The sequence below is a fragment of the Sideroxydans lithotrophicus ES-1 genome, assembly GCF_000025705.1.
Taxonomy (GTDB): domain Bacteria; phylum Pseudomonadota; class Gammaproteobacteria; order Burkholderiales; family Gallionellaceae; genus Sideroxyarcus; species Sideroxyarcus lithotrophicus.
Genome location: NC_013959.1, coordinates 2933046 through 2954703 on the forward strand (window position 1 = coordinate 2933046; position 21658 = coordinate 2954703).

19 protein-coding genes are annotated in these 21658 nt (G+C 58.5%); 8 read left to right on the forward strand and 11 right to left on the reverse strand.

The annotated features are described in order from the left end of the window. Positions 1 to 5 precede the first annotated feature (5 nt). Positions 6 to 785, reverse strand: a complete 780-nt coding sequence (locus SLIT_RS14555) for an HNH endonuclease (protein WP_190272140.1) — start codon at positions 783 to 785, stop codon at positions 6 to 8. 155 nt (positions 786 to 940) lie between these two features. On the opposite strand from SLIT_RS14555, the gene SLIT_RS14560 reads away from it, so the two are divergent. The 3 genes from SLIT_RS14560 to SLIT_RS14570 are packed head-to-tail and all read left to right on the forward strand — an operon-like array spanning position 941 to position 2244. Continuing rightward, on the forward strand, positions 941 to 1201 hold the full coding sequence (locus SLIT_RS14560; protein WP_049871022.1) for a YkgJ family cysteine cluster protein: 261 nt from the start codon (positions 941 to 943) through the stop codon (positions 1199 to 1201). A gap of 8 nt (positions 1202 to 1209) precedes the next feature. Continuing rightward, positions 1210 to 1413: a DUF1289 domain-containing protein gene (locus tag SLIT_RS14565; protein WP_013031040.1), complete on the forward strand. Its 204-nt coding sequence runs from the start codon at positions 1210 to 1212 to the stop codon at positions 1411 to 1413. A gap of 6 nt (positions 1414 to 1419) precedes the next feature. Continuing rightward, positions 1420 to 2244, forward strand: coding sequence for an undecaprenyl-diphosphate phosphatase (locus SLIT_RS14570; protein ID WP_013031041.1), 825 nt, complete (start codon positions 1420 to 1422; stop codon positions 2242 to 2244). A 47-nt stretch (positions 2245 to 2291) separates the two neighbouring features. Here SLIT_RS14570 and SLIT_RS14575 read toward each other — a convergent pair whose 3' ends face one another. Continuing rightward, complete coding sequence (locus tag SLIT_RS14575; RefSeq protein ID WP_013031042.1) at positions 2292 to 2744, reverse strand: rhodanese-like domain-containing protein; 453 nt, start codon at positions 2742 to 2744, stop codon at positions 2292 to 2294. Between the two features lie 75 nt (positions 2745 to 2819). Between SLIT_RS14575 and SLIT_RS14580 the strand changes: the two genes are divergently transcribed. The 5 genes from SLIT_RS14580 to ntrC all read left to right on the forward strand — a co-directional run bounded on the left by SLIT_RS14580 (position 2820) and on the right by ntrC (position 8688). Then, positions 2820 to 3995, forward strand: a complete 1176-nt coding sequence (locus SLIT_RS14580) for a cation diffusion facilitator family transporter (RefSeq protein WP_013031043.1) — start codon at positions 2820 to 2822, stop codon at positions 3993 to 3995. Between the two features lie 190 nt (positions 3996 to 4185). Continuing rightward, positions 4186 to 5601 (forward strand): type I glutamate--ammonia ligase, encoded by a 1416-nt coding sequence (glnA, locus tag SLIT_RS14585; RefSeq protein ID WP_013031044.1) that lies wholly within the window; start codon positions 4186 to 4188, stop codon positions 5599 to 5601. Positions 5602 to 5715: 114 nt separating this feature from the next. Beyond that, the gene (locus SLIT_RS14590) at positions 5716 to 6192 is read left to right on the forward strand and encodes a DUF4124 domain-containing protein (protein ID WP_013031045.1); all 477 of its coding nucleotides are present in this window, start codon (positions 5716 to 5718) and stop codon (positions 6190 to 6192) included. A gap of 37 nt (positions 6193 to 6229) precedes the next feature. Further along, positions 6230 to 7291 carry a nitrogen regulation protein NR(II) gene (gene glnL, locus SLIT_RS14595; RefSeq protein WP_013031046.1) on the forward strand — a complete coding sequence of 354 codons (1062 nt, stop codon included), beginning with the start codon at positions 6230 to 6232 and terminating at the stop codon, positions 7289 to 7291. Further along, positions 7288 to 8688, forward strand: a complete 1401-nt coding sequence (gene ntrC / locus SLIT_RS14600) for a nitrogen regulation protein NR(I) (protein WP_013031047.1) — start codon at positions 7288 to 7290, stop codon at positions 8686 to 8688. The genes glnL and ntrC overlap by 4 nt, the downstream gene beginning before the upstream one ends. A gap of 14 nt (positions 8689 to 8702) precedes the next feature. On the opposite strand, the gene SLIT_RS14605 is transcribed toward ntrC, so the two are convergent. The 9 genes from SLIT_RS14605 to SLIT_RS14645 all read right to left on the reverse strand — a co-directional run bounded on the left by SLIT_RS14605 (position 8703) and on the right by SLIT_RS14645 (position 21650). Next, the gene (locus SLIT_RS14605) at positions 8703 to 9509 is read right to left on the reverse strand and encodes an alkaline phosphatase family protein (RefSeq protein ID WP_013031048.1); all 807 of its coding nucleotides are present in this window, start codon (positions 9507 to 9509) and stop codon (positions 8703 to 8705) included. Continuing rightward, entirely contained in the window at positions 9506 to 10264 is a 759-nt protein-coding gene (gene xth / locus SLIT_RS14610; protein ID WP_013031049.1) for an exodeoxyribonuclease III, read from the reverse strand. Before xth ends, SLIT_RS14605 begins: the two co-directional genes overlap by 4 nt. Next, a complete protein-coding gene (locus tag SLIT_RS14615; RefSeq protein ID WP_041421428.1) occupies positions 10261 to 10776 on the reverse strand; it encodes a glutaredoxin family protein in 516 nt (171 codons plus the stop codon). The genes xth and SLIT_RS14615 overlap by 4 nt, the downstream gene beginning before the upstream one ends. A 10-nt stretch (positions 10777 to 10786) precedes the next feature. Continuing rightward, positions 10787 to 12829 (reverse strand): M3 family metallopeptidase, encoded by a 2043-nt coding sequence (locus SLIT_RS14620; protein ID WP_013031051.1) that lies wholly within the window; start codon positions 12827 to 12829, stop codon positions 10787 to 10789. A gap of 9 nt (positions 12830 to 12838) precedes the next feature. Then, complete coding sequence (locus SLIT_RS14625) at positions 12839 to 14113, reverse strand: dihydroorotase (RefSeq protein ID WP_013031052.1); 1275 nt, start codon at positions 14111 to 14113, stop codon at positions 12839 to 12841. Positions 14114 to 14304: 191 nt separating this feature from the next. Beyond that, the gene (locus SLIT_RS14630) at positions 14305 to 15258 is read right to left on the reverse strand and encodes an aspartate carbamoyltransferase catalytic subunit (protein WP_013031053.1); all 954 of its coding nucleotides are present in this window, start codon (positions 15256 to 15258) and stop codon (positions 14305 to 14307) included. After that, positions 15255 to 15701: a Holliday junction resolvase RuvX gene (gene ruvX / locus SLIT_RS14635; protein WP_013031054.1), complete on the reverse strand. Its 447-nt coding sequence runs from the start codon at positions 15699 to 15701 to the stop codon at positions 15255 to 15257. The genes SLIT_RS14630 and ruvX overlap by 4 nt, the downstream gene beginning before the upstream one ends. Positions 15702 to 15821: 120 nt before the next feature. Then, positions 15822 to 16382 (reverse strand): YqgE/AlgH family protein, encoded by a 561-nt coding sequence (locus tag SLIT_RS14640; RefSeq protein ID WP_013031056.1) that lies wholly within the window; start codon positions 16380 to 16382, stop codon positions 15822 to 15824. 48 nt (positions 16383 to 16430) lie between these two features. Further along, positions 16431 to 21650, reverse strand: a complete 5220-nt coding sequence (locus tag SLIT_RS14645) for an Hpt domain-containing protein (protein ID WP_013031057.1) — start codon at positions 21648 to 21650, stop codon at positions 16431 to 16433. Between the last annotated feature and the right edge of the window lie 8 nt (positions 21651 to 21658).

A 21658-nucleotide genomic window follows, 5' to 3' on the forward strand; every position in this document is an offset into this window, starting at 1 on the left:
AGTGGCTATCTCCTACTATCTATGAAAAGCTCGTTCCGATGCCACGCAATAAATTCCGTTTGTGGCGCAAAGCGTTCAGGCAACTCTATCGCCTTTCCCTCCAGCGGCAGAAGAACTTCGACCACAAACGCCTCTTTGTTTCGCTTCAATTCCGCCGAGACGACGACCCTCATGTCATCGGAAATCGTTATAAGCCCTTTATCAAATGCCCGGTCATGAATGGCCGACAAACAAAGGCCATTGCTTGGATTGAGGCGATTCGCTTTATCTTTGCTCCAAGGCACAATATGACTGGCTACCAGCAACCTAGGCTCAGACAATCCCGACATGCAACAGCGCCCTCGATAGCTACTCAACACTGCGCGTCGAAAGAAGCTTTGCTTGATGCGTTGCTCAGTAACAACCTTGCGCGTCTCTCCGGCGAAATCCTCTGGAACGAGTTGCTCGTCAGCGTCATCCACGGTAACGGCTTTTGTATCAAGGCTACGCCGCAGCAATTCAGTCTCGACAGCAAGCTTCTCCCAATCGGAGTGGAATTCTTCCCAAATTTCTCGGTCGAGTTTAGATGCACCTTCCAGTCCCTTGCGCCCTGTGCTCGTGATGGCCGGATCTAGACTGGCAAAGTTGACCAGCTTCATCGCCACTGCATCGGCTGTCCGCCCTATCAACTGAGCAAGGTGCTTGATCTCTGGATTACGACTATGCAGTTTGCCGAAAGGCAACTGACAATAAAGATGAAATGCCAGCTCGAGTTGTTCCTTCGTCCAACGGGTTGAGGCCATCATGCTCTCCGCTATTCGTCCAAGATTTCTAGAAGTTTATCCTGGCATCCAATCAGTTACACAAATATCTGAGTGTAATAAGCCCCGAATATTGGTTATTTGAGGGCCATGTTATTTAATGCAGTAAACTGCCAACCCCCTTGTAACTTCTCTTTTCCATGAACTGCCGCCCCTCCTGCGCCGCCTGCTGCATTGCGCCTTCCATCACCTCGCCCCTGCCCGGCATGCCGCATGGCAAGCCTGCCGGTGTACCGTGCGTGCAGCTCGATGAAGACCTGCGCTGCAAGGTATTCGGTTCGCCGGATCGTCCGGCCTTCTGTGCTGGATTGCAGCCCTCCGCGGAGATGTGCGGTGCTTCGCGTGAACATGCACTGGAATGGCTTGGGTTGATGGAGTCGGCAACCAAGCCGCATGTATAATCCGCGCCATGCAATTTCGCCCGCCTGCCCTTCCCTCTTTGGAGATCACCTCGGCTTCTCCGTGCATCGGCCATTGCACCACCGTGCTGGGGGATGATGTGTGCCGCAGTTGCCATCGCACTTTTGAGGAGATCACTCGCTGGCTGGAAATGAGTGACGACGAACGCCAGGCAGTCAATCAACGTATCGCAACCGAACATTTACTGGATTAATTCCGCATGGACACATTGCTGCTTATCAAAGCCGCCATTCTTGGCGTTGTCGAAGGCCTCACCGAATTCCTCCCCATCTCCAGCACCGGCCACCTGATTTTGGCCGGCGACCTGCTGAACTTCAACGATGAAAAGGGTAAGGTGTTCGAGATCGTGATCCAGTTCGCGGCCATCCTGGCAGTGTGCTGGGAATACCGCGCGAAAATATTCACGGTGGTCGGCGGCCTGTCGAGCGAGCAAGCCGCACAACGCTTTGCAACCAACCTCGTCATCGCCTTCTTGCCTGCGGCTGTATTGGGGGTGCTGTTCGCCAGCAAGATCAAGCAGTACTTGTTTGCACCGGTGCCCGTGGCGCTGGCATTCATCATCGGGGGCGTGATCATCCTGTGGGCGGAGAAGCGCAAGCACAAGATCGCATTTGAGACCGTGGGCGATATGACCTGGCAGGAGGCGCTGAAGGTAGGCTGTGCGCAGACGCTGGCGCTGATTCCCGGTACCTCGCGTTCGGGCGCGACCATCATCGGTGGTTTGTTCTTCGGCTTGTCGCGCAAGGCGGCGACAGAATTTTCGTTCTTCCTCGCTATCCCTACGCTGTTTGGCGCAACGGTCTACGAGGTGGTGAAATACCGCCATCTGTTCCACTCGGACGATCTCGGCATGTTTGTGATGGGTAGCGTCTTTTCGTTCATCAGCGCCTTCCTCTGCGTGCGCTGGCTGCTGCGCTATATCAGCAGGCACGACTTCACGGTGTTCGCCTGGTATCGCATCGCCTTTGGCCTGATCGTGATCGCGACCCACTACAGCGGGATGGTGAACTGGTCGGCAGCCTGAAAATAAAAGGCCCGCATTTGCGGGCCTGATTCAAACAAGGACGGGCCTCAGCTTTGTTCCCAGGGTAATCCGGCCATGCGCCATCCATTCAGCGAATTGCGCTGGTTGCGCGGGCTCTTGTCTCCTTCGAAACCTTCCAGAACGTTGTAGCAATCGGTATAACCTGCCTGAGTGGCAACCATGGCCGCGTTATGCGAGCGGTGCCCGCTGCGGCACAGGAACATGACTAGTGACTCCTTATTGACTTGCTGCTCCAACGCGGCAAGAAAGTTCGTGTTTTGCTTCATGCCGGGGTAGGTCGCCCATTCGATCTCCACTGCGCCCGGGACGCGCCCGACCCAATCGATCTCTGCACGGGTACGCACGTCGACCAGTTTCGCACCGGGTGCCGACCGCATCAATTCGTTTGCCTCTGCGGGTGTCAGGGCACCTTCATAAGGCAGGTTCAGTTCCTTCGCACGCTGCTGCGCGACATTCAGGATCTCGGTGATCTTTCCCATAACTTTTACCCGTGTTTAACCTTTAACATGCAAGTGATATGCTGCACATCACGGTTGCATACTATCCCAACAGTAATGAAAAATCACACTCACGGCCACACTCACGATAAATCTGCCGCCTTTGAACCCGCGCATCCGGTGCGCTTCGCTGCTGCGCGCAAAAGTACCTGGGTAAGCATCTTCATCAACCTCGGTTTGACGATCATTCAAGTGCTGGCGGGTTTCTTCGGCAAGTCGCAATCGTTGATGGCCGATGGTCTGCACTCCCTTGCCGACCTGCTGTCGGATGTGCTGGTGCTGTTCGCCAACCGCCATGGCAACAAGCATGCCGATGCCAATCATCCCTATGGTCACGCACGCATCGAGACTGCCGCTTCGCTGATCCTGGGAACCAGCTTGGCCGCTTTGGGTATCGGACTGCTGATCGCGGCCGGAATGCGCCTGCAGCATCCCGAACAGGTTCAGGCCGTTCACCCCCTTACACTATGGGTTGCGATCATCGCGCTGGCCGCGAAGGAAGGCATGTTTCGCTACATGCTGGCCGTCGCGCAGCGCGTGCGTTCGCAGATGCTGGTGGCAAACGCCTGGCACGCGCGTTCCGATGCCGCCTCTTCACTGGTGGTGATCATCGGCATCGTCGGCAATCTGCTCGGCTACACTTTCCTCGACCTGGTTGCTGCCGCGGTGGTGGGGGTGATGATCGCCTATATGGGCATCCAGTTCGCGCGGGATGCCTTATCTGAATTGATCGACACGGGCCTGGACGAGGAGACGGTGCGGGCCATTCGCAATACCCTGAAAGCCGTACCCGGCGTGATCGGTCTGCATGAGCTGCGCACGCGCAAGATGGCCGACAATGCGCTGGTGGATGCGCACATCATCGTGGAACCCAAGATCAGCGTGTCGGAAGGGCATTACATCGCCGAAGCAGCGCGCATCGCCGTTTTGAAAGGCCACCAGGTGATGGATGTGATGGTTCATATCGATTCGGAGGATGATGCGAAGGCGCGTCCCAATGTCCACCTGCCGCAGCGGCATCTGCTGCTTGCGCATCTTGGCAGCCGGCTGGGCGCACCCCTGCCACCCTCAGCACGCGTCGTGCTGCATTATTTGGGCGGCAAGGTGGAAGCCGAACTTCTGTTCGATAGCCAGATCGATCTTGAGGCGCTGCGCGATAAATGCCGCACCATCACCGCCAGCGACCCCTATTTCTCCAGCATCCAGCTTTATCAGGGGTGCGCACCAAAGTAGTGCGTTTTGGCTCCGCAACGCCCCACTCGGGGGCGTGCATTGCATTCCCACCCATTTGGAGAATATGGCACAATGCGCCCCCTACAGGGTTTCACGTGCTGGCACATTTTCTGCTGCGCCACGCTTGTTTCACTAATTAAGTTTCGTTTCAAAAATCGCAGCGTCTTAAATTTTCTTGGGAGATTCGAGTATGTCTAAAACAGCCGCCGACGTTCTGAAGTTAGTCAAGGAACAAGGCATTAAATTCGTGGATTTCCGTTTCACCGACACCAAGGGCAAGGAACAGCACGTAGGCGTGCCCGTTTCCGCCTTTAACGCAGACAAGTTTACCGAAGGCCACGCATTCGACGGCTCTTCCATCGCCGGCTGGAAAGGCATTCAGGCTTCCGACATGCTGTTGATGCCGGATCCAGATTCCTGCTACATCGACCCGTTCTTCGACGAACCCACCATTGTGTTGACCTGCGACGTGATCGAGCCGACCGACGGCAAGGGCTATGACCGCGACCCGCGTTCCATCGCCAAGCGCGCTGAAGCCTACCTGAAATCCTCCGGCATTGGCGACACCGCTTACTTCGGTCCAGAACCCGAATTCTTCATTTTCGATTCCGTGCACTGGAACATCGACATGTCCGGCTGCTCCGTCAAGATCGGCTCCGAAGAAGGTGCCTGGGCAACCGGCCACGAGTTCGAAGGCGGCAACACCGGCCATCGTCCTTCCGTCAAGGGCGGTTATTTCCCCGTCCCGCCCGTAGACAGCCTGAACGACATCCGCGCAGCCATGGTGCTGGCGCTGGAAGAGATCGGCATCCCCGTCGAAGTGCATCACCACGAAGTGGCAACCGCCGGCCAGTGCGAAATCGGCACCGTGTTCAACACGCTGACCAAGCGCGCTGACTGGACACAAGCCCTGAAATACGTGGTGCAGAACGTTGCACACCAGTACGGCAAGACCGCGACCTTCATGCCCAAGCCCATCGTTGGCGACAACGGTTCCGGCATGCACGTGCACCAGTCCATCTGGAAAGGCGGCAAGAACCTGTTCGCAGGCAACGGCTATGCCGGTCTGTCCGAGACCGCGCTGTTCTACATTGGCGGTATCATCAAGCACGCCAAGGCATTGAACGCGATCACCAACCCCGGCACCAACTCCTATAAGCGTCTGGTTCCGCACTACGAAGCACCAGTCAAACTGGCTTATTCCGCCAAGAACCGTTCCGCCTCGATCCGTATCCCCCACGTGCAAAGCGACAAGGCCCGCCGGATCGAGACTCGCTTCCCGGACCCTTCCGCCAACCCGTACATGTGCTTCGCTGCGCTGATGATGGCCGGTCTGGACGGCATCCAGAACAAGATCCACCCTGGAGATCCCGCAGACAAGAACCTGTACGACCTGCCGCCGGAAGAAGATGCAAAGATCCCAACCGTGTGTGCTTCGCTGGATGAAGCCTTGGCCGCTCTGGACAAGGACCGCGAGTTCCTGACCCGCGGTGGCGTGTTCTCCAACGACTTCATCGACGCTTACATTGAGCTGAAGATGGGCGAAGTGAACCGCATCCGCATGACGACCCACCCGGTCGAGTTCGACATGTACTACAGCCTGTAAGCGTTACATGGCTTAACGAACGGGGCCTTTCAGGCCCCGTTTCTATTTCGGTGCCGGTCTTCTCATCGCACCTGCCTTGACCTATACTGCCCGCATCGTTATCTGGATACGATCATGAAATCACGTTCCCTGCTCGTTCTGTGTTGTTCGATGCTCTTCTGTGCCGGTGCCTACGCCGATATCTACAAGCGCGTTGACGAAAACGGTCACGTCACTTATTCCAGCATTCCCCTCAAGGGCGCCAGGAAACTTCACCTTGAACCGCTGCCAACGATGGTCCCTCCCGGAAGATCGAGCAACGCAGAAAATTCATCCGACTTCCGGGTGAATCCCGAAACACAGGGCCGCCGGGACAATGCAAGACGCAAGATCCTGGAAGACGAGTTGGCGACCGAGCAAAAGGCGCTGGAAGATGCCCGCATCAAACTGAAGGAAGGACAAGACGCTCCCGAGGTTTACAGGACCGCAAGCGGGCAGACTTTCCGCAACGTTGCAAAATACGATGAGAAAGTGAAGGCATTGCAGGAGGATGTGGACTCTCACGAGAAGAACATCGAAGCGCTCAAGACCGAGTTGTCCAACCTGAAATAGCGACTTCACATGGCATGTTTTCTGCTAGTAGACTGACATGTCAACCATTCCACTTCCTTCGCTGGAACATCTTTCCACCGCAGTCATCCTTCTGGACGAACAATCCCGCTTTGCTTATCTGAATCCGGCAGCAGAGCATCTGTTCGGCCTGAGCAACACCAACCTGATCGGCCATCCGCTGCAGTATGCTTTCATGCATACCGATCAGCTGTTCGCCACCATCCAGTCGGCTTTATCAAGCAACGCCAGTCACATCGAGCATGAACTGACACTCATTACCCATGGCATCGGCAACAAGCTGCACCTGAGTTGCACCGCAACGCCCCTGCAACTTGGCCCTTATTCGTTGCTGCTGGAATTCCATACCATGGACAGGCCGTTAAAGATGGCACGCGAGGAGCAGATGCTGGATCAGACGCAAGCGAACCGTTTGCTGCTGCGCAACCTGGCGCATGAGATCAAGAATCCGCTCGGGGGCATACGGGGCGCGGCGCAGCTGCTGGAGCAGGAACTTGAAAAACCGGCTTTGCGCGAATACACCCAAGTGGTCATCCAGGAAGCCGACCGGCTGCGCTCTCTGATGGAAAAGCTGCTCACTCCGCAGCACGTGCCCCATTTTAGTGCGCTCAACATCCACGAGGTTCTGGAGCGCGTGCGCAGCGTGGTGCTGGCGGAACTGCCGGAAGGCCTCCAGATCCAGCGCGATTATGACCTTAGCCTGCCTGAGCTGCACGGCGACAAGGAACAACTCATCCAGGTCGTGCTCAACATCGTGCGCAATGCTGCCCAAGCCATGCAGGGCAAGGGACATATACTGATGCGCACGCGTATCACCCGGCAAGTCACGCTGATGAAAAAACTGCATCGCCTGGCCGTGATGGTACAGATCATCGACAACGGCCCGGGCATTCCCACCCACTTGCGCGACAAGATCTTCTACCCGCTGGTCTCCGGACGCGCCGACGGGCACGGGCTGGGGCTTACCCTGGCACAGGATTTTGTCAGCCAGCACCAGGGCAGTATCGAATTTGACAGCGAACCGGGACGTACCTGCTTTACCGTCATGCTCCCGCTCAATTACTCAGGAAAACAACCATGACCAAACCTGTCTGGATCATCGACGATGACCGCTCCATCCGCTGGGTACTGGAAAAAGCCCTCGCGCGCGAAGAGATCGAATATAAGAGCTTCGCTTCCGCGGACGAGGCGCTGGAAGAGCTCCCCGGCAACCTCCCGCAGATGGTGATCAGCGACATCCGCATGCCGGGCAGCTCAGGCCTTGAATTGCTGCAGAAACTGCGCAACGATTATCCCAACCTGCCGGTCATCATCATGACCGCCTACTCCGACCTGGAAAGCGCTGTGTCGGCATTCCAGGGCGGTGCATTCGAGTACCTACCCAAGCCGTTCGACGTGAACCACGCGGTGGAACTGATCCGCCGCGCGCTGGAACAGAGCCAACGCAAGAACACGCACGCCGAAGATGCGCAAGCCGCACCTGACATCCTCGGGCACGCACCCGCCATGCAGGAAGTGTTCCGCGCCATCGGCCGCCTCGCGCAATCCAATGCCACCGTGCTGATCAACGGCGAATCTGGCACCGGCAAGGAGCTGGTCGCGCAGGCGCTGCACCGGCACAGTCCGCGCGCCGACAAACCCTTTGTCGCCATCAATACCGCTGCGATCCCGAAAGATCTGCTGGAATCCGAATTGTTCGGCCACGAGCGCGGCGCCTTCACCGGCGCCACCACTACGCGCCACGGCCGTTTCGAGCAGGCCGAGGGCGGCACGCTGTTCCTCGACGAGATCGGCGACATGCCGGCAGAGTTGCAGACGCGTCTGTTGCGCGTATTGTCGGACGGAAATTTCTATCGCGTCGGCGGCCACCAGCCGATCAAGGCCAACGTGCGCATCATCGCCGCCACCCACCAGAATCTGGACGAGCGCGTGAAACAGGGATTGTTCCGCGAAGACCTGTTCCACCGCCTCAACGTCATCCGCTTGCGCCTGCCGCCGCTGCGCGAACGCCGCGAGGACATCCCGCTGCTGGCGAAATACTTCCTGCAGAAGAGTGCCAAGGAGCTGGGAGTGGAACAAAAGACGCTCAGCGAGGCCGCGCTCAACTACCTCTCTGCCCAGGATATCCCCGGCAATGTGCGCCAACTGGAGAACCTGTGCCACTGGCTCACAGTGATGACACCCACCCGTGTGGTGGAGATCGCCGACCTGCCTTCCGAATGGCGCGACACCCATGCCAGCAGCACGCTGAATCAGGATTGGCGTGCTGCGCTGGCGCAACAGGTCGCGCTTGCCTTGCAACGCAACGAACCGAATATCCTCGATAACCTTACCAAGCAATTCGAGAGCACGCTCATCACCCAGGCGTTGCAGCACACCGGCGGGCGGCGCATCGAGGCTTCCACCTTACTCGGTATGGGACGCAACACCTTGACGCGAAAGATCCAGGAACTGGGGCTCGATGGGGAAAACGATTAATACCGGTATTCCCGCTATTTTTTCCATACCCCGTTGATTGCCGCCGCATCGGCGCTCTCTTTCAAAGAGGGCAATCCGTACATCTCTGCAAGCGTGCGCAGGACATTGTAGTGGCTGATGCGCTGTGCGCTGCTCCCATGCTCCACCATCGCGCCTACGAATAACGTGGCGATGTGGTTATAGCTTGAGCCATCGTCTTCATCCCAGGTCAGGATAAGCAGGCTGTTGTGGGTCAGCGCCCAGCGCGCATATGGTTCGATGTTGTGTTTCAACCATGCATCGCCCTGTGCAATGCTACCGTCGTGCATGTCATTGCGCTGGTCGGGCACGATGAGGGAGACGGTGGGCAATTGCGCATAGTCTGCGGGGAAGGCGCTGAGCGGCTGGTTGTACGCGGCAAGTTCTTTCCAGTTCGCCACCGGGTTGTGCTTGCGCCTGTAGGCACCGTAGATACAGCCGTCATATCCGGCTTGCGGCATGGATTCGGAGTAACTGATAAAGCTCAGTCCCTTAGCCTGCAACAGGCTGGCGAGGTTGTCGCCGCCAAGGTCGAGCGGGCAGGCATCGCTGCTGATACCGCGCGTGCTGCCGGAAAACAGCGCGAGATAATTCGGCTGACTGGGATGGGAAACCCCGTAGGATTCTGTGAAAAGCGCTCCGCGTTTCACCAGCTTGTTGATGTAGGCAGCATCGCGGTTGCCGACGATCTGGCTGAAGGATTTATTCTCCTCGATCACGATCACGACATGATCCGGCCGAGGCAACTCGCCACCTATCGCCTGCCGAACAACGATCAGCAACAGAACTCCGAGGATCTTCATGCCACCTCGGCCACCACCGGCGTGTGATCGGATGGCCGCTCCAGTTTGCGCGGCGCTTTGTCGATATGGCATGCGCTGCACTGCAACGCCGGACTGATGAGAATATGGTCGATGCGCAAACCCATGTTGCGGCGGAATGCCATCATGCGGTAATCCCACCATGAATAGCTTTTTTCAGCCTGTTCGAATAACCGGAAGGCATCGCGCAGCCCCAGTTGCAGCAAGGCTTTGAAGGCGTCCCGCTCCGGTGCGCTGACCAGCACGTTGCCCTGCCATGCCACCGGATCGTGAACGTCCCGGTCTTCCGGGGCGATGTTGTAATCGCCCAGCAACGCCAGCCTGGGATGTTTCGCCAGTTCTTCTTTCAGCCACGCAGTGATCGCGGCCAGCCATTTGAGTTTGTATTGATACTTATCGGAGCCGACTTCCTGGCCATTGGGAACATACACGCACACGACACGTACGCCGTCTATGGTCGCCGCGATAACGCGCTTCTGTTCATCCTCGAAACCCGGTATGCCGCATTGCACGTCGCCGATCGGCTGGCGACTGAGGATCGCCACGCCGTTATAGGTCTTCTGTCCGCTGAAAGCGACCTGGTATCCGGCCTGCTGCAACTCGGCCAATGGAAAGTTCTTGTCCTCGCTCTTGGTCTCTTGCAGACACACTACATCCACAGGGTTCGCCGCCAGCCATTCAAGCAGATGCGGCAGACGCACCTTGAGCGAATTGACGTTCCATGTCGCCAGCTTCATTGCGCAGGCTGGGCAGCTGCCGGAGTAGCCGGACGAGGAGGACGATAAGTGAGCACTTTCTTGGGGTATCCGGCGATATCCAGTTCGTTGTTCCATTGTTCGGCCAGAAAGCCCTTGACCCACGTATTGCCGATAGATACTGCAGGTATCTGGCTATCGCCGGAGGCTTTGCGGAAAGCCTCGATGTCTTCCTGCTGTACCAGGCTCTTTTCCGTGAAAGGGACTCCGCGCTTGCTCAGCAAATCCCTTGCCTGATCACAGCCGGAACCGCAACCTGGAAATGTATACAATGTAACGGGAAAGTTCTGCTTGGCACGTTGCGTTTCGTAAGGAAGAGGCTCGTCTGGTGTTGGCTCTTTGCCCACTTTCAGTTCTTCCACATCTTCGGAGTCTTGCAGCGGGCTATCGCCGTAATGAACCTTGCCACTGCTATCGATGGAACGATACAGCTCGCCAGCATGTGCGTTTGTGAACATCAACAGACTCAGCAGCAATAAGCATTTCTTCATCATCAGCCCCCTTTCAATCTGTCACCAACCCGTTATGCCGCAAAAGCGCGTCGATCTTTGGCTCGCGCCCGCGGAACGCAATGAAGGAATCCATCGCATCGCGGCTGCCGCCCACCGCCAGGATCTCCTGGCGGAAGTGGCTGCCGGTGGCGGCATCCAGCACGCCGTTCTCTTCGAACAAACTGTATGCATCTGCCGAAAGCACCTCGGCCCACTTGTAACTATAATATCCGGCCGCATAACCGCCGGCAAAGATGTGCGAGAAGCTGTTCTGGAAACGGTTGAACGAAGGCGGGATCAATACCGCAACTTCCTTGCGCACTGCGTCGAGCAATTGCTGTACTGACTGCTTTCCATTTGCATCGTAGTCGCTGTGCAAGCGCAGATCGAACAGGGAGAACTCGATCTGGCGCAACATCTGCAGGCCGCTCTGGAAGTTCTTGGCCGCGATTATCTTGTCGAACAATGCCCTGGGCAACTTTTCCCCGGTTTCGCTGTGGCGCGTCATGCCCTGCAGCACATCCCATTCCCAGCAGAAATTTTCCATGAACTGGCTGGGCAGCTCGACCGCATCCCATTCCACACCGCTGATGCCGGACACGCCCAGCTCTTCCACTTGGGTGAGCAAGTGATGCAGACCGTGACCGAATTCATGGAACAGGGTATTCACTTCATCGTGAGTGAACAGTGCGGGTTTGCCGCCGAGCGGGGAAGCAAAGTTGCAGTTGAGATAGGCGACCGGCGTCTGGATGCCCTTGGCTGTACGCCGCCGCGTGATGGCGTCGTCCATCCATGCACCGCCGCGCTTGCTGGCACGGGCATACAGGTCAAGATAGAACTGGCCGATCAGCTGCCCATTGTCGTCGCGGATGTCGAAAAAGCGCACGGTATCGTGCCACACCGGCGCAGTGGAAGGCTCGATCCTGAGGCCGAACAGCGTCTCCACCAACCCGAACAGCCCCGCACGCACCGCGTCTTCCGGGAAATATTGCTTCACTTCCTGTTCGGAGAACGCATAGCGCTGCTGACGCAATTTTTCGCTCGCATAACCGATGTCCCACGCCTGCAGATCCTGCATGTTCAATTGCGCTGCCGCGAATGCGCGTAGTTCATCCAGATCCTTTTCGGCAAATGGCCTGGCACGTTGCGCCAATTCCAGCAGGAAACCCGCCACTTGCCGGGGGGTTTCAGCCATCTTGCTTGCCAGCGACAGCTCGGCATAGTTGGGGAAGCCCAGCATTTGCGCTTCTTCCGCGCGCAGCTTCAGTATCCGTGACATCAGCGGCGTGTTGTTCCAGTCCATCTTGCTGCCGTCTGCCAGCAGCTCGCTGGCACGCGTGGTAAAAGCGCGGTACATGCGTTCGCGCAGATCCCGGCTGTCGGCATACTGCATGACCGGGCCATAGGATGGCGCTTTCAGCGTAAACAGCCAGCCCTTCTTGCCGGCTTCAGTCGCCGCTTCTGCAGCAACCTGGCGTTCATCGGCGGGAATGCCGGAGATGTCTTGCTCGTCCTCGACCACGCAGCTGTAAGCATTCGTCGCATCCAGCAGGTTATCGGAAAACTTCGAGCACAGGGCGGAGAGATCTTCCTGCACCTGCATGAAGCGCGCCTTTTTCTCTTCCGGCAGTTCTGCGCCGCCGAGACGGAAATCGCGCAGCTCATTCTCGATGACTTTCTTCTGCGCAGCATTCAACTCCGCATAGCCATTGCCATTGCGGATAGCCTTGTACTTCTGGTAGAGCGCCAGATTCTGCGCAAGCTCCGCGTAATATTGCGTGACCTTGGGCAGATTGGCGTTGTATACCTCGCGCAATTCCGGCGAATTCATCACCATGTTGAGATGCCCGACCTGCCCCCAGGCTCGCGACAGCTGTTCATTCGCGTCCTCGAACGGTTGCACGAAATTTCCCCAGCCTGGTTCAACCGTATCTTGCAGCAACCTGGCCGTCAGCGCGCGATTGCGCGTCAACAGCTCATCGATGGCCGGGGTCACATGTTCGGGTTTGATCTCCGCAAAACGCGGCAGACCACTGAAATCTAATAATGGATTCATTGTCTTTTACTATAAGGAATAGGCGACTTTGCCCTCAACGATGGTGTGCCTTGCCTTGCCTTGCATGGTATAGCCGTTGAACGGCGTATTCTTGCCCTGGCTCTTGAGTGCGGCTGGCTCGACTTTCCAGGTGATCGCCGGATCGAACACGCACACGTCGGCATGTGCGCCCACGCTCAGATGACCGGTCTTGACGCCTAGCAGTTGCGCAGGGTTGATGGTCACCCGCGCCAGTGCATCCAACAACGGCACTTTTTCCTGCTCGGCCCATTTCAGTACCAGCGGCAGCAGCAATTCCATGCCGGTTGCGCCTGCTTCGGCCTCGGCGAATGGCAGCTGCTTGGCATCTTCGTCGACCGGAGAGTGGTTGGAACAGATCGCATCGATGGTGCCATCCAGCAGGCCGGCTCGCAGCGCAGCTTTGTCGCGCAAGTTGCGCAATGGCGGCATCAGGCGGCAGTTGGCATCGAAAAAGCCGATGTCCATCTCGGACAGGTGCACGTGGTTCATCGATACATCGCAGGTCACTGCCAGTCCCTGGCGTTTTGCGGCACGCACCATATCCACTCCCTCCGCGCTGGAGATACGGCAAACATGCAGCTTCACGCCAGTCTCCCTTGCCAGCTGCAGCATGGTTGCAAGCGCTATGGTTTCCGCCACCACCGGTATCGCGGGCAGGCCGAGGCGTGTTGCCACTTCGCCGTCATGCGCAACGCCATCCTTGGCGAGGAATGCATCTTGCGGACGCAGCCACACTCGATAGCCGAAGGTCGCCGCGTATTGCATGGCGCGCATCAGCACACGCGTGTCGGTAAGCAGCGCATCGGCCTGGCTGAAAGCTTTGCAACCGGCCTCGGCGAGCTCGATCATCTCGGTCAGTTCGGCACCCTTCAATCCGTATGTCAGCGCGCCCACGGGAAACACCCGTGCCTGATTGAGCAAACGCGCACGGTGTTTCAGCATCTCCACCAGCCCCGGCTCATCCAGCGGCGGATCGGTATCGGGAGGGCAGGACAAGGAGGTCACCCCACCCGCCATCGCCGCATCCATTTCCGATTCCAGCGTGGCCTTGTACTCGTAACCCGGCTCGCGCAAGCGCGCTGCGACATCCACCAGTCCCGGCATGACGATCAGCCCGCCGGCATCGATCACCTGCTCGGCGGCAAATCCCTGCGGTGCTTTGCCGATTGCAGCGATGCGCTTGTCCGCGATGAACACATCCTGCGTGGCATCGATCTTGTTGTGTGGGTCGATCAGGCGACCGTTCTTGATATGGATATTCATTGATACCTCTCTAACCTGCTGCGCGATTCAATTGCTGTGTTGCGCGGTATTGGTTCCGGCATAACGCGCTTCGCGCATTAGCCTCCACCGAAACTGCGTTTTCACGTCCTCGTCTATCTACCAGATATGCCTCGTTGTCCGCTCCGTGCGCCTTGCACTCGAATCGCTCGTTACGGTTAATGGGGCATCGACTATTTATTCCCCGCCAGCGTGCTCATAACCGCCATGCGCACCGCGATGCCGAAGGTGACTTGCGGCAGGATGACCGATTGCATACCGTCAGCTACGCTGGAGTCGATCTCCACGCCGCGATTCATCGGTCCAGGGTGCATCACGATGGCATCGCTTTTCGCCAGCGCCAGCCGCTCCTGGGTCAGGCCGTAATATTTGAAATATTCCTGCGCCGAAGGCAACAAGGCACCCTGCATGCGTTCGTTCTGCAAGCGCAGCATCATCACCACATCGACATCCTTCAAACCTTGGGCCATGTCGTGGTAGACCTGCACGCCGAGCTTCTCGACATGGCTGGGCAGCAGCGTCTTGGGCGCAACTACGCGCACCTCCGGCACACCCAGGGTGGTCAACGCATGGATCTGCGAACGTGCCACGCGCGAGTGCAGGACATCGCCGACGATGGCGACACGCAGGTTATGGAATTCCTTCTTGTAATGGCGGATGGTATACATGTCGAGCAGCGCCTGGGTAGGGTGCGCATGGCGGCCGTCGCCGGCGTTGATCACGTGGATCTCCGGCGCCACATGCCGGGCGATCAGGTGCGCCGCGCCACTCGTGGAATGACGCACCACGAACATGTCGGCATGCATCGCGCACAGGTTGTCCACTGTATCCAGCAGCGTCTCGCCCTTGCTGGTGCTGGAAGATCCGATGTTGAGGTTTACCACATCCGCTGACAGGCGCTTGGCGGCGATCTCGAACGTGGTGCGCGTGCGCGTGCTGTTTTCGAAGAAAATGTTGAACACCGATTTGCCGTGCAAAAGCGGGATCTTCTTGATTTCGCGCCCGTCGGCCAGGTTCACAAAGCCGGAGGCCTTGTCGAGGATGTCGCGCAGGATGCGGACCGGCAATCCCTCAGTGGTCAGCAGATGCTGAAGCTCGCCGTGCTTGTTTAACTGGGGATTATTCATGCGTTGGTTCCTGCGCTGGGTTCGTCAAAATACGCCTGCAGTATCTGCTGCGCCGCATACTGATCGATGAGGTTCTTTTGTTTCCTGCCATGTATCCCTTCCTTATCCAGCGCCGAGCTCGCGGCGGCGGAAGTATAACGCTCATCAATCAACAAGGTAGGCAAATTGAAGCGTCCTTTCAGCCGGTTGGCGAAACGGCGGGACAGCGCCGTCATTTCGTGCGGCGTGCCGTCGTCGTTGCACGGCAATCCGACGACCAGTGCTGCAGGTTGCCACTCCTTGAGCAGCTCGGCGATGGCGGCAAAACGCAGGTCGTTCTTCTCTGCACCGATAGTGGTGAGTGGCCGGGCTGTAGCGGAGACGGTATTGCCGACTGCGACGCCGATGCGTTTGGTGCCAAAGTCGAATGCGAGTAAGGTGCCTGAAAACCTGTGAGCAGCCATGCCGGAATTCAAGAATTGCCTTTCTCGTTCGCCTCCTCGCCCGCGCACTGCGGGAGAGGATTGAGGAGAGGGAGGCGGGTATAAGGAGTTACTTCATCAAACATGACTCCATTTTGCCCGCTAGGCATGTCCGGCCTCGTCCGACAATGAAGCGAAATCGATCCCGAGCAGCGCCATCGCGGCAGGCAGCCGCTCTTCGGATGGCAGGTCGAACAGGATATGTGCGGATGCAGGTACGCTCAGCCAGGCATTGTCTGCAAGCTCCTGTTCCAGCTGTCCTTCCGACCATCCTGCATAACCCAGTGTCACCAGCATATGCTCGGGACCCTGGCCTTCTCCTACCGCCTGGAGTATGTCCTTGGAAGTGGTCAGGCCGATCCGGTCGTTGACTTGCAGTGTCGATTGCCATTGGCCGATCGTGTCATGCAGCACGAAACCGCGGTCGGTCTGCACCGGCCCGCCGAAGTGCACCAACACATCTTCCAGCTCGGCAGGCTTGAGCGGCATGTTGATCTGCGCGAACAGTTCGCTCAGCGTCAGGCTGATGGGGCGGTTCACCACGATGCCCATCGCACCCTGCTCGTTGTGTTCACACACATAAGTGAGGGATTTGGCAAAAAAGGGATCGGTCATCGCCGGCATGGCGATCAGAAAATGATTGGTAAGATTCAGCTCGGACATGGGGCCATTGTAATCTGTCGGCGCCCTAATCTCAATTTCGCGCGCCGGTCAGGTCTTGACGAACCGGGAAATGTTATCAAGCAGTTCCTCTTCCTGATAAGGTTTTCCCATATATTCGTTCACACCCAGTTCGAGCGCATAGCGGCGGTGTTTGTCGGCGGTGCGCGAAGTGATCATGATGATCGGCAGATCCTGGGTGCGAGCGTCCTGGCGCAGTCGTTTGGTCAGTTCGAAACCATCCATGCGCGGCATCTCCACATCCAGCAGCATCACGTCCGGCAATACATCGACGAGCTGCTCCAGCGCATCCACGCCGTCCTTGGCAGTAACAACCTGGTAGCCGGAACGCGCCAGCAACCGGCTGGTGATCTTGCGCACCGTGAGCGAATCGTCCACCACCATCACTACCGGCGCCTTGTGCACCGCTTCCGCCGCCGCTTTTGCGATCTTGCGCGTCACCACGATGCGCTGGGTGAAGGCGATGGGGTTGAGGATGAGGATCACGGTACCGTTGGCAGACACCGTCGCGCCAGCGATCCCGGGCAAGCGCGCCAGTTGCGGGCCGATGTTCTTGACCACGACTTCCTGGTTGCCCAGCAATTCATCGACATGCAGCGCCACGCGTTTGTCGCCGGCGCGCAACAACAAGACCGGGTTATGGGGCTGGTTCTCGATTTCAGCTTCGTCGTCTCCCAGCATGCGAGCAAGGGAATACAAGGGATAACGAGAACCCTGCCAGTCCACATATTGCTGGCTGTAGACCGCATCCAATGCAGCCGGCTTGAGCTGCTGCACGTTCTCGATCATGGTCGAGGGCAATGCATATGTCTGGCTTCCCGCCCGCACCAGCAAGGTCTTCGTCACTGCCAGGGTCAGCGGCAGATGGATGGTGAAGCGCAGCCCATGCCCAAGCTCCGAAGCGACATCGATGCGTCCGCCCAGGGCAGTGATCTCGCTGCGCACCACATCCAGCCCGACACCGCGCCCCGATATCTCAGTCACTTCCTGCGCGGTTGAAAGGCCGGGCGTGAAAATGAGCTGCATCGCCGACTCGTCGCTGATCTCCTCGCCTTCATGCACAACGCCGGTCTCGACCGCCTTTTGCCGCACGCGGGCAAGATCCAGTCCGGCACCGTCATCGCTGAACTCGAACACCACTTCATTGCTTTCCTGGCGCAGGGACAGGCGAATCTCGCCGATCGCTTCCTTGCCCGCCAGTTCGCGCTGTTCCGGCGTTTCCAACCCGTGTGCGACGGCATTGCGCAGCAAGTGCTCGAACGGGGCAGTCATCTTTTCCAGCACGCTGCGATCCAGCTCGACCTCGGTACCGGACAATTCGAGGTTGGCGCGCTTGCCCAATTCCTTGCCTGTCTGGCGCACGATGCGATACAGGCGTTCGCTGATGCTGGCGAACGGCACCATGCGGATGGCCATCAGGCCTTGCTGCAGGTCGCGATTGAGGTGCGCTTGCGCGGTGAGGGCCGCCTCGGTCTCGGCAAGGTTCTTCAGCAGCGCCTGCTGCACGGTCTGCACGTCGTGCACGCTCTCGTTCATGAAGCGTGTCACTTCCTGGAAGCGGGTGAAGCGGTCGAACTCCAGCGGATCGAATTTCTCGGCACTCTCGCCGCTGACCGAGATACGCGCCTGCATCTGGCCTTCCGCCTGAATCTCGATCTCGCGCAGCTGTTTGCGCAGCCGGTTCACGCTGTCGGTCAGATCCAGCACACTGTTCTTGAGTGCGCTCAATTCCATCTCGGCGCGCGAACGCGCCACACTGACCTCGCCCGCCTCGTTGACCAAGCGGTCGACCGTATCGGAACGGACACGCAACAATGCTGCCTGCATGGCGCGTTCGGCGCCGACCTCTAGGGCCTGCACCGGAGCAGTCCGGGCCGCTTCGGGGTGCTGTTGCTGAACTTCACTCGCGACGACCGGTTGTTCCGGAGCTGCCTGAGGCTGTTGCGGTTGCTGCAACTGTTCGATGGCGTTGCCGATACGATCCAGATAGTTGTCGAGCTCGTTCCACAGCTCGGCATTGAGCTCGCCCGACGCTATCGCTTTGTCCACGCGGTCTTCGACGCGGTGGGTCAATTCGCCCAAGCGCATCGCACCCGCCATGCGCGCGCTGCCTTTGAGGGTGTGCAGGCTGCGCTGCAGGTTGCGCCCCGACTGGACATCGCCCGGCTGCTCGCGCCATGCGCGCAAGGTACGGCCGATCTGGGGATACAGCTCATGCGCCTCTTCCAGGAAGATCGGCAGCAGTTGTTCATCCACTTCGTCATGCACTTCCCGCTCTCGCTGGGGCAACGGCAGTACCGGTTCTTCCTCGTCCGTAGTCGCTACAGGACTTTCCTGCGCGGCTTCCGGACCGCGCGCTTCCGCTACCTCGGGCAAACCTGGAATGGACGGAATTTCCAGCCCTGTCTCCGATATGCCTTCGGCGGTGACAGATTCCGGTTCGGCTGCAGGAACAGGTAGTTCCAAAGTCTGCGGCGCCTCTGCCGCCTCCGGTACAGCTTCCTCAGGGATCGCAAAATCCAGTGCAGCCTCTGGCAAGACTGGCTCGATGACTTCTTCGGGTTCCGGGAGCGCAAGTGGGGCTTCGAACTCCAGTGCCGGGACAGCCTCCAATTCGGGGGGTGCCGCTTCAGTCGCTACGATGGCCTTGTCTTCCTGCAACAGGGCGATCAATTCCGGCTGGGGTTGCGGTTCCTGCCGCTGGTCGCGCACCACGGCACACATCTCTTCCAGCCGTTGCACGACCTGATCGATGAGCGCGATCTGCTGCTCGTTCACCACATACGGTTTGTCGATGCGTTCTTCCAGCCAGAGTTCCAGCGCATACGCCAGCTCGGCGATCTGCACGAGACCCATAGTGCGATTGACGCCCGCCAGGGTGTGCGCCGCCCGCATGAAGTCATAGGTGACGATATGCGATTCGGTTTCGTGCAGGACCGCAAGCTGCTCATGCAGTGCATGCACGTGACCCGCCGCTTCCTCGGTGGCGATATTGAACAATGCCGGCGACAGGCTGACGGAACCGATCTCGACCGGGCGCTCTTCCTCGCTTTCGGCCTCCTCAGGCTGCTGTGTCTCGATGACCGCCTCTTGCATCGCCGGCTCGGTCCTGGTCTGTGGAACCTCCTTGCCGTTCTCGATGCAATCGGCCACCAAGAGCAGGTATGATGTATCGATCGTCGCATTGGTGCTGCCGCTGCTCAGCATATCCACCCAGTGCTGGAACAGCACTTCGGCATCGCCGATCATGTCGAGCAGCACGGGCGTGGCCGGTTTGTTCTCCTGCAGCCATTTGTTCATGGCACGCTCGACCGCCCAGGCCACTTCGCCCAGTTCGGTGAGGCCGACCATGCGACCGCTGCCTTTGAGTGTGTGGAACCCGCGCCGCATGGTCACCAGCGGTTCGCGGCTATCCATATGCAAGCGGCTGATCTCCAGGTTGCTGCGCAAGGTCTCCATGACTTCGCGCGCCTCTTCCAGAAAGACTTCCAGCAGTTCTTCGTCCTCTCCGCCCGTGCGGATCGAAACACCTGCCGGTACCGCTTCTTCCTTCGCCGGGGCCTCTTCATAACCGGGTTCGGCGCGCATCTCGGTGAGTTCCTGCAGGACGCCGTTCAATGCCGCCGCGTCGGATCTCTGGCCGAGTACAAGCCCGTGCACATACTCTTCCAGCGCGCTGACGGCGGCGGCCACTGTACGCATTTCGGAAGCCGGCGGAATGGCGCCCTGCACGTAACGCTCGGTCGCCTGGCGCAGCAATCCCACCAGTTTCACTGCGACATCCAGCGAGAGGATGTGCAAACCGCCCTGTACCTGGCTCAGCAGCAGGCCGATCTGCGACAGTTCGTCGCGCTTTGCCGCGTTGTTGAAAAAAGCATTCAGGCTCTGCTCGATATGCTGCAGGTTGCCTTGCATCTCGGTAGCCAGCGGCACCATCACTTCCTGCTGTTCCATCTGGCAATAGAGCGAGATCAGGCTGGAAAGCTTGTTTTCGTCTTCCGGCATGCGCATCATCGCAGCCTGCAGGCGCGTGCTCAGGATGCGCGCCTGTTCCTGGAAACCACTGCCCAAGTGCTGGTAGTGCTCGATGCCGCCATCAAGCAACAGCAACGCCATCGCCATATCCATGGTGATGCGTTGTGCGCGCTCCGCATCTTCCAGTTGCACCGCCGTGGTGTGGATCAGCTTGCTCAGGAACTGCAGGGTGTTGCGGTCGAGCTGTTCGGAAAGCGCATGCACTCTTTCCATGTCTGCAGCAAACTTCTGGCATGCTCCGGCAGTCTCGGTGACGCAAAGCTCCCAGGATTCCTGTGCCACCTGGAGTTCGGCGCGCATGTTTTCGAGCAGGGCAGCCGTCTCGCTGGGGGGCATCGGCTGCTCTTCCGGCAGGTAGACATCCAGCGCATAGACTCTCTTGATCTCGTCGACCGTATCGCTCACCGAATGGCTGCGTGCGATGAGATAGAGCGTTTCACTGATGGAGACCTCTTCGTCGAAGGGGCTTCCATCCGTCAGCGATTTCATCTTGAGGTCGATACGGCTGAGGGACTTCTTGACGTTCAGTTCCGGCGGGATGCCTTCATAGGCCAGGCAATCCAGCAGGCCTGACGCCACCCACCAAAACGCACGTTGCTGATTCTGCGGTACGCAGGTAACGACGCTGTTCACTGCCGCTGTCATCACATGCAGAGCTTCGGCCTTGTCATCCTGGCGCAGCCATTTCAGCAATGCCTGCTGATATTGCGAGCGGGCAGCCTTGATGCGTGCGGGTGCATCCTGCTGCTGCGGCTGCCGCAGCAGCGCTTCCGGCAACTCGACTTGCAGTGACGGGAAAAAAAGATCCACATCGAAAGCCATTTCCATTCCGCGAGCCTGGAGCAGCTCCTGGTACTCATGAAACAGGCGCAGCGTGGCATTGCTGGCCCCGTCTGCCAGGGCATCCAGATAATGGGTCAAGCCGAACAGTGCGCGACGGATGGCATCGCGCTGTGAAGCGCCGACCTCCTGCGCCTGTTCCAGTTCCAGCATGAGCTTTTCCAACTCTCCGCAGAACACGACCAGACCTGTCAGCGACAGCATCCGCAGTACGCCGCCGATGCGATGCAGCTCTTCGCGCGCATGCCTGAGTGCCTGCTGGTCAGCTCCGGAGGACGAGAAGAAATTCTCCAGTTCGCGGCTGATATTTGCCAGTGAACTGTCCAGCCCGGATTTGACCGACAACAACGGCAGCGGATTGAATTGCGCCTGCACAGTCGTCC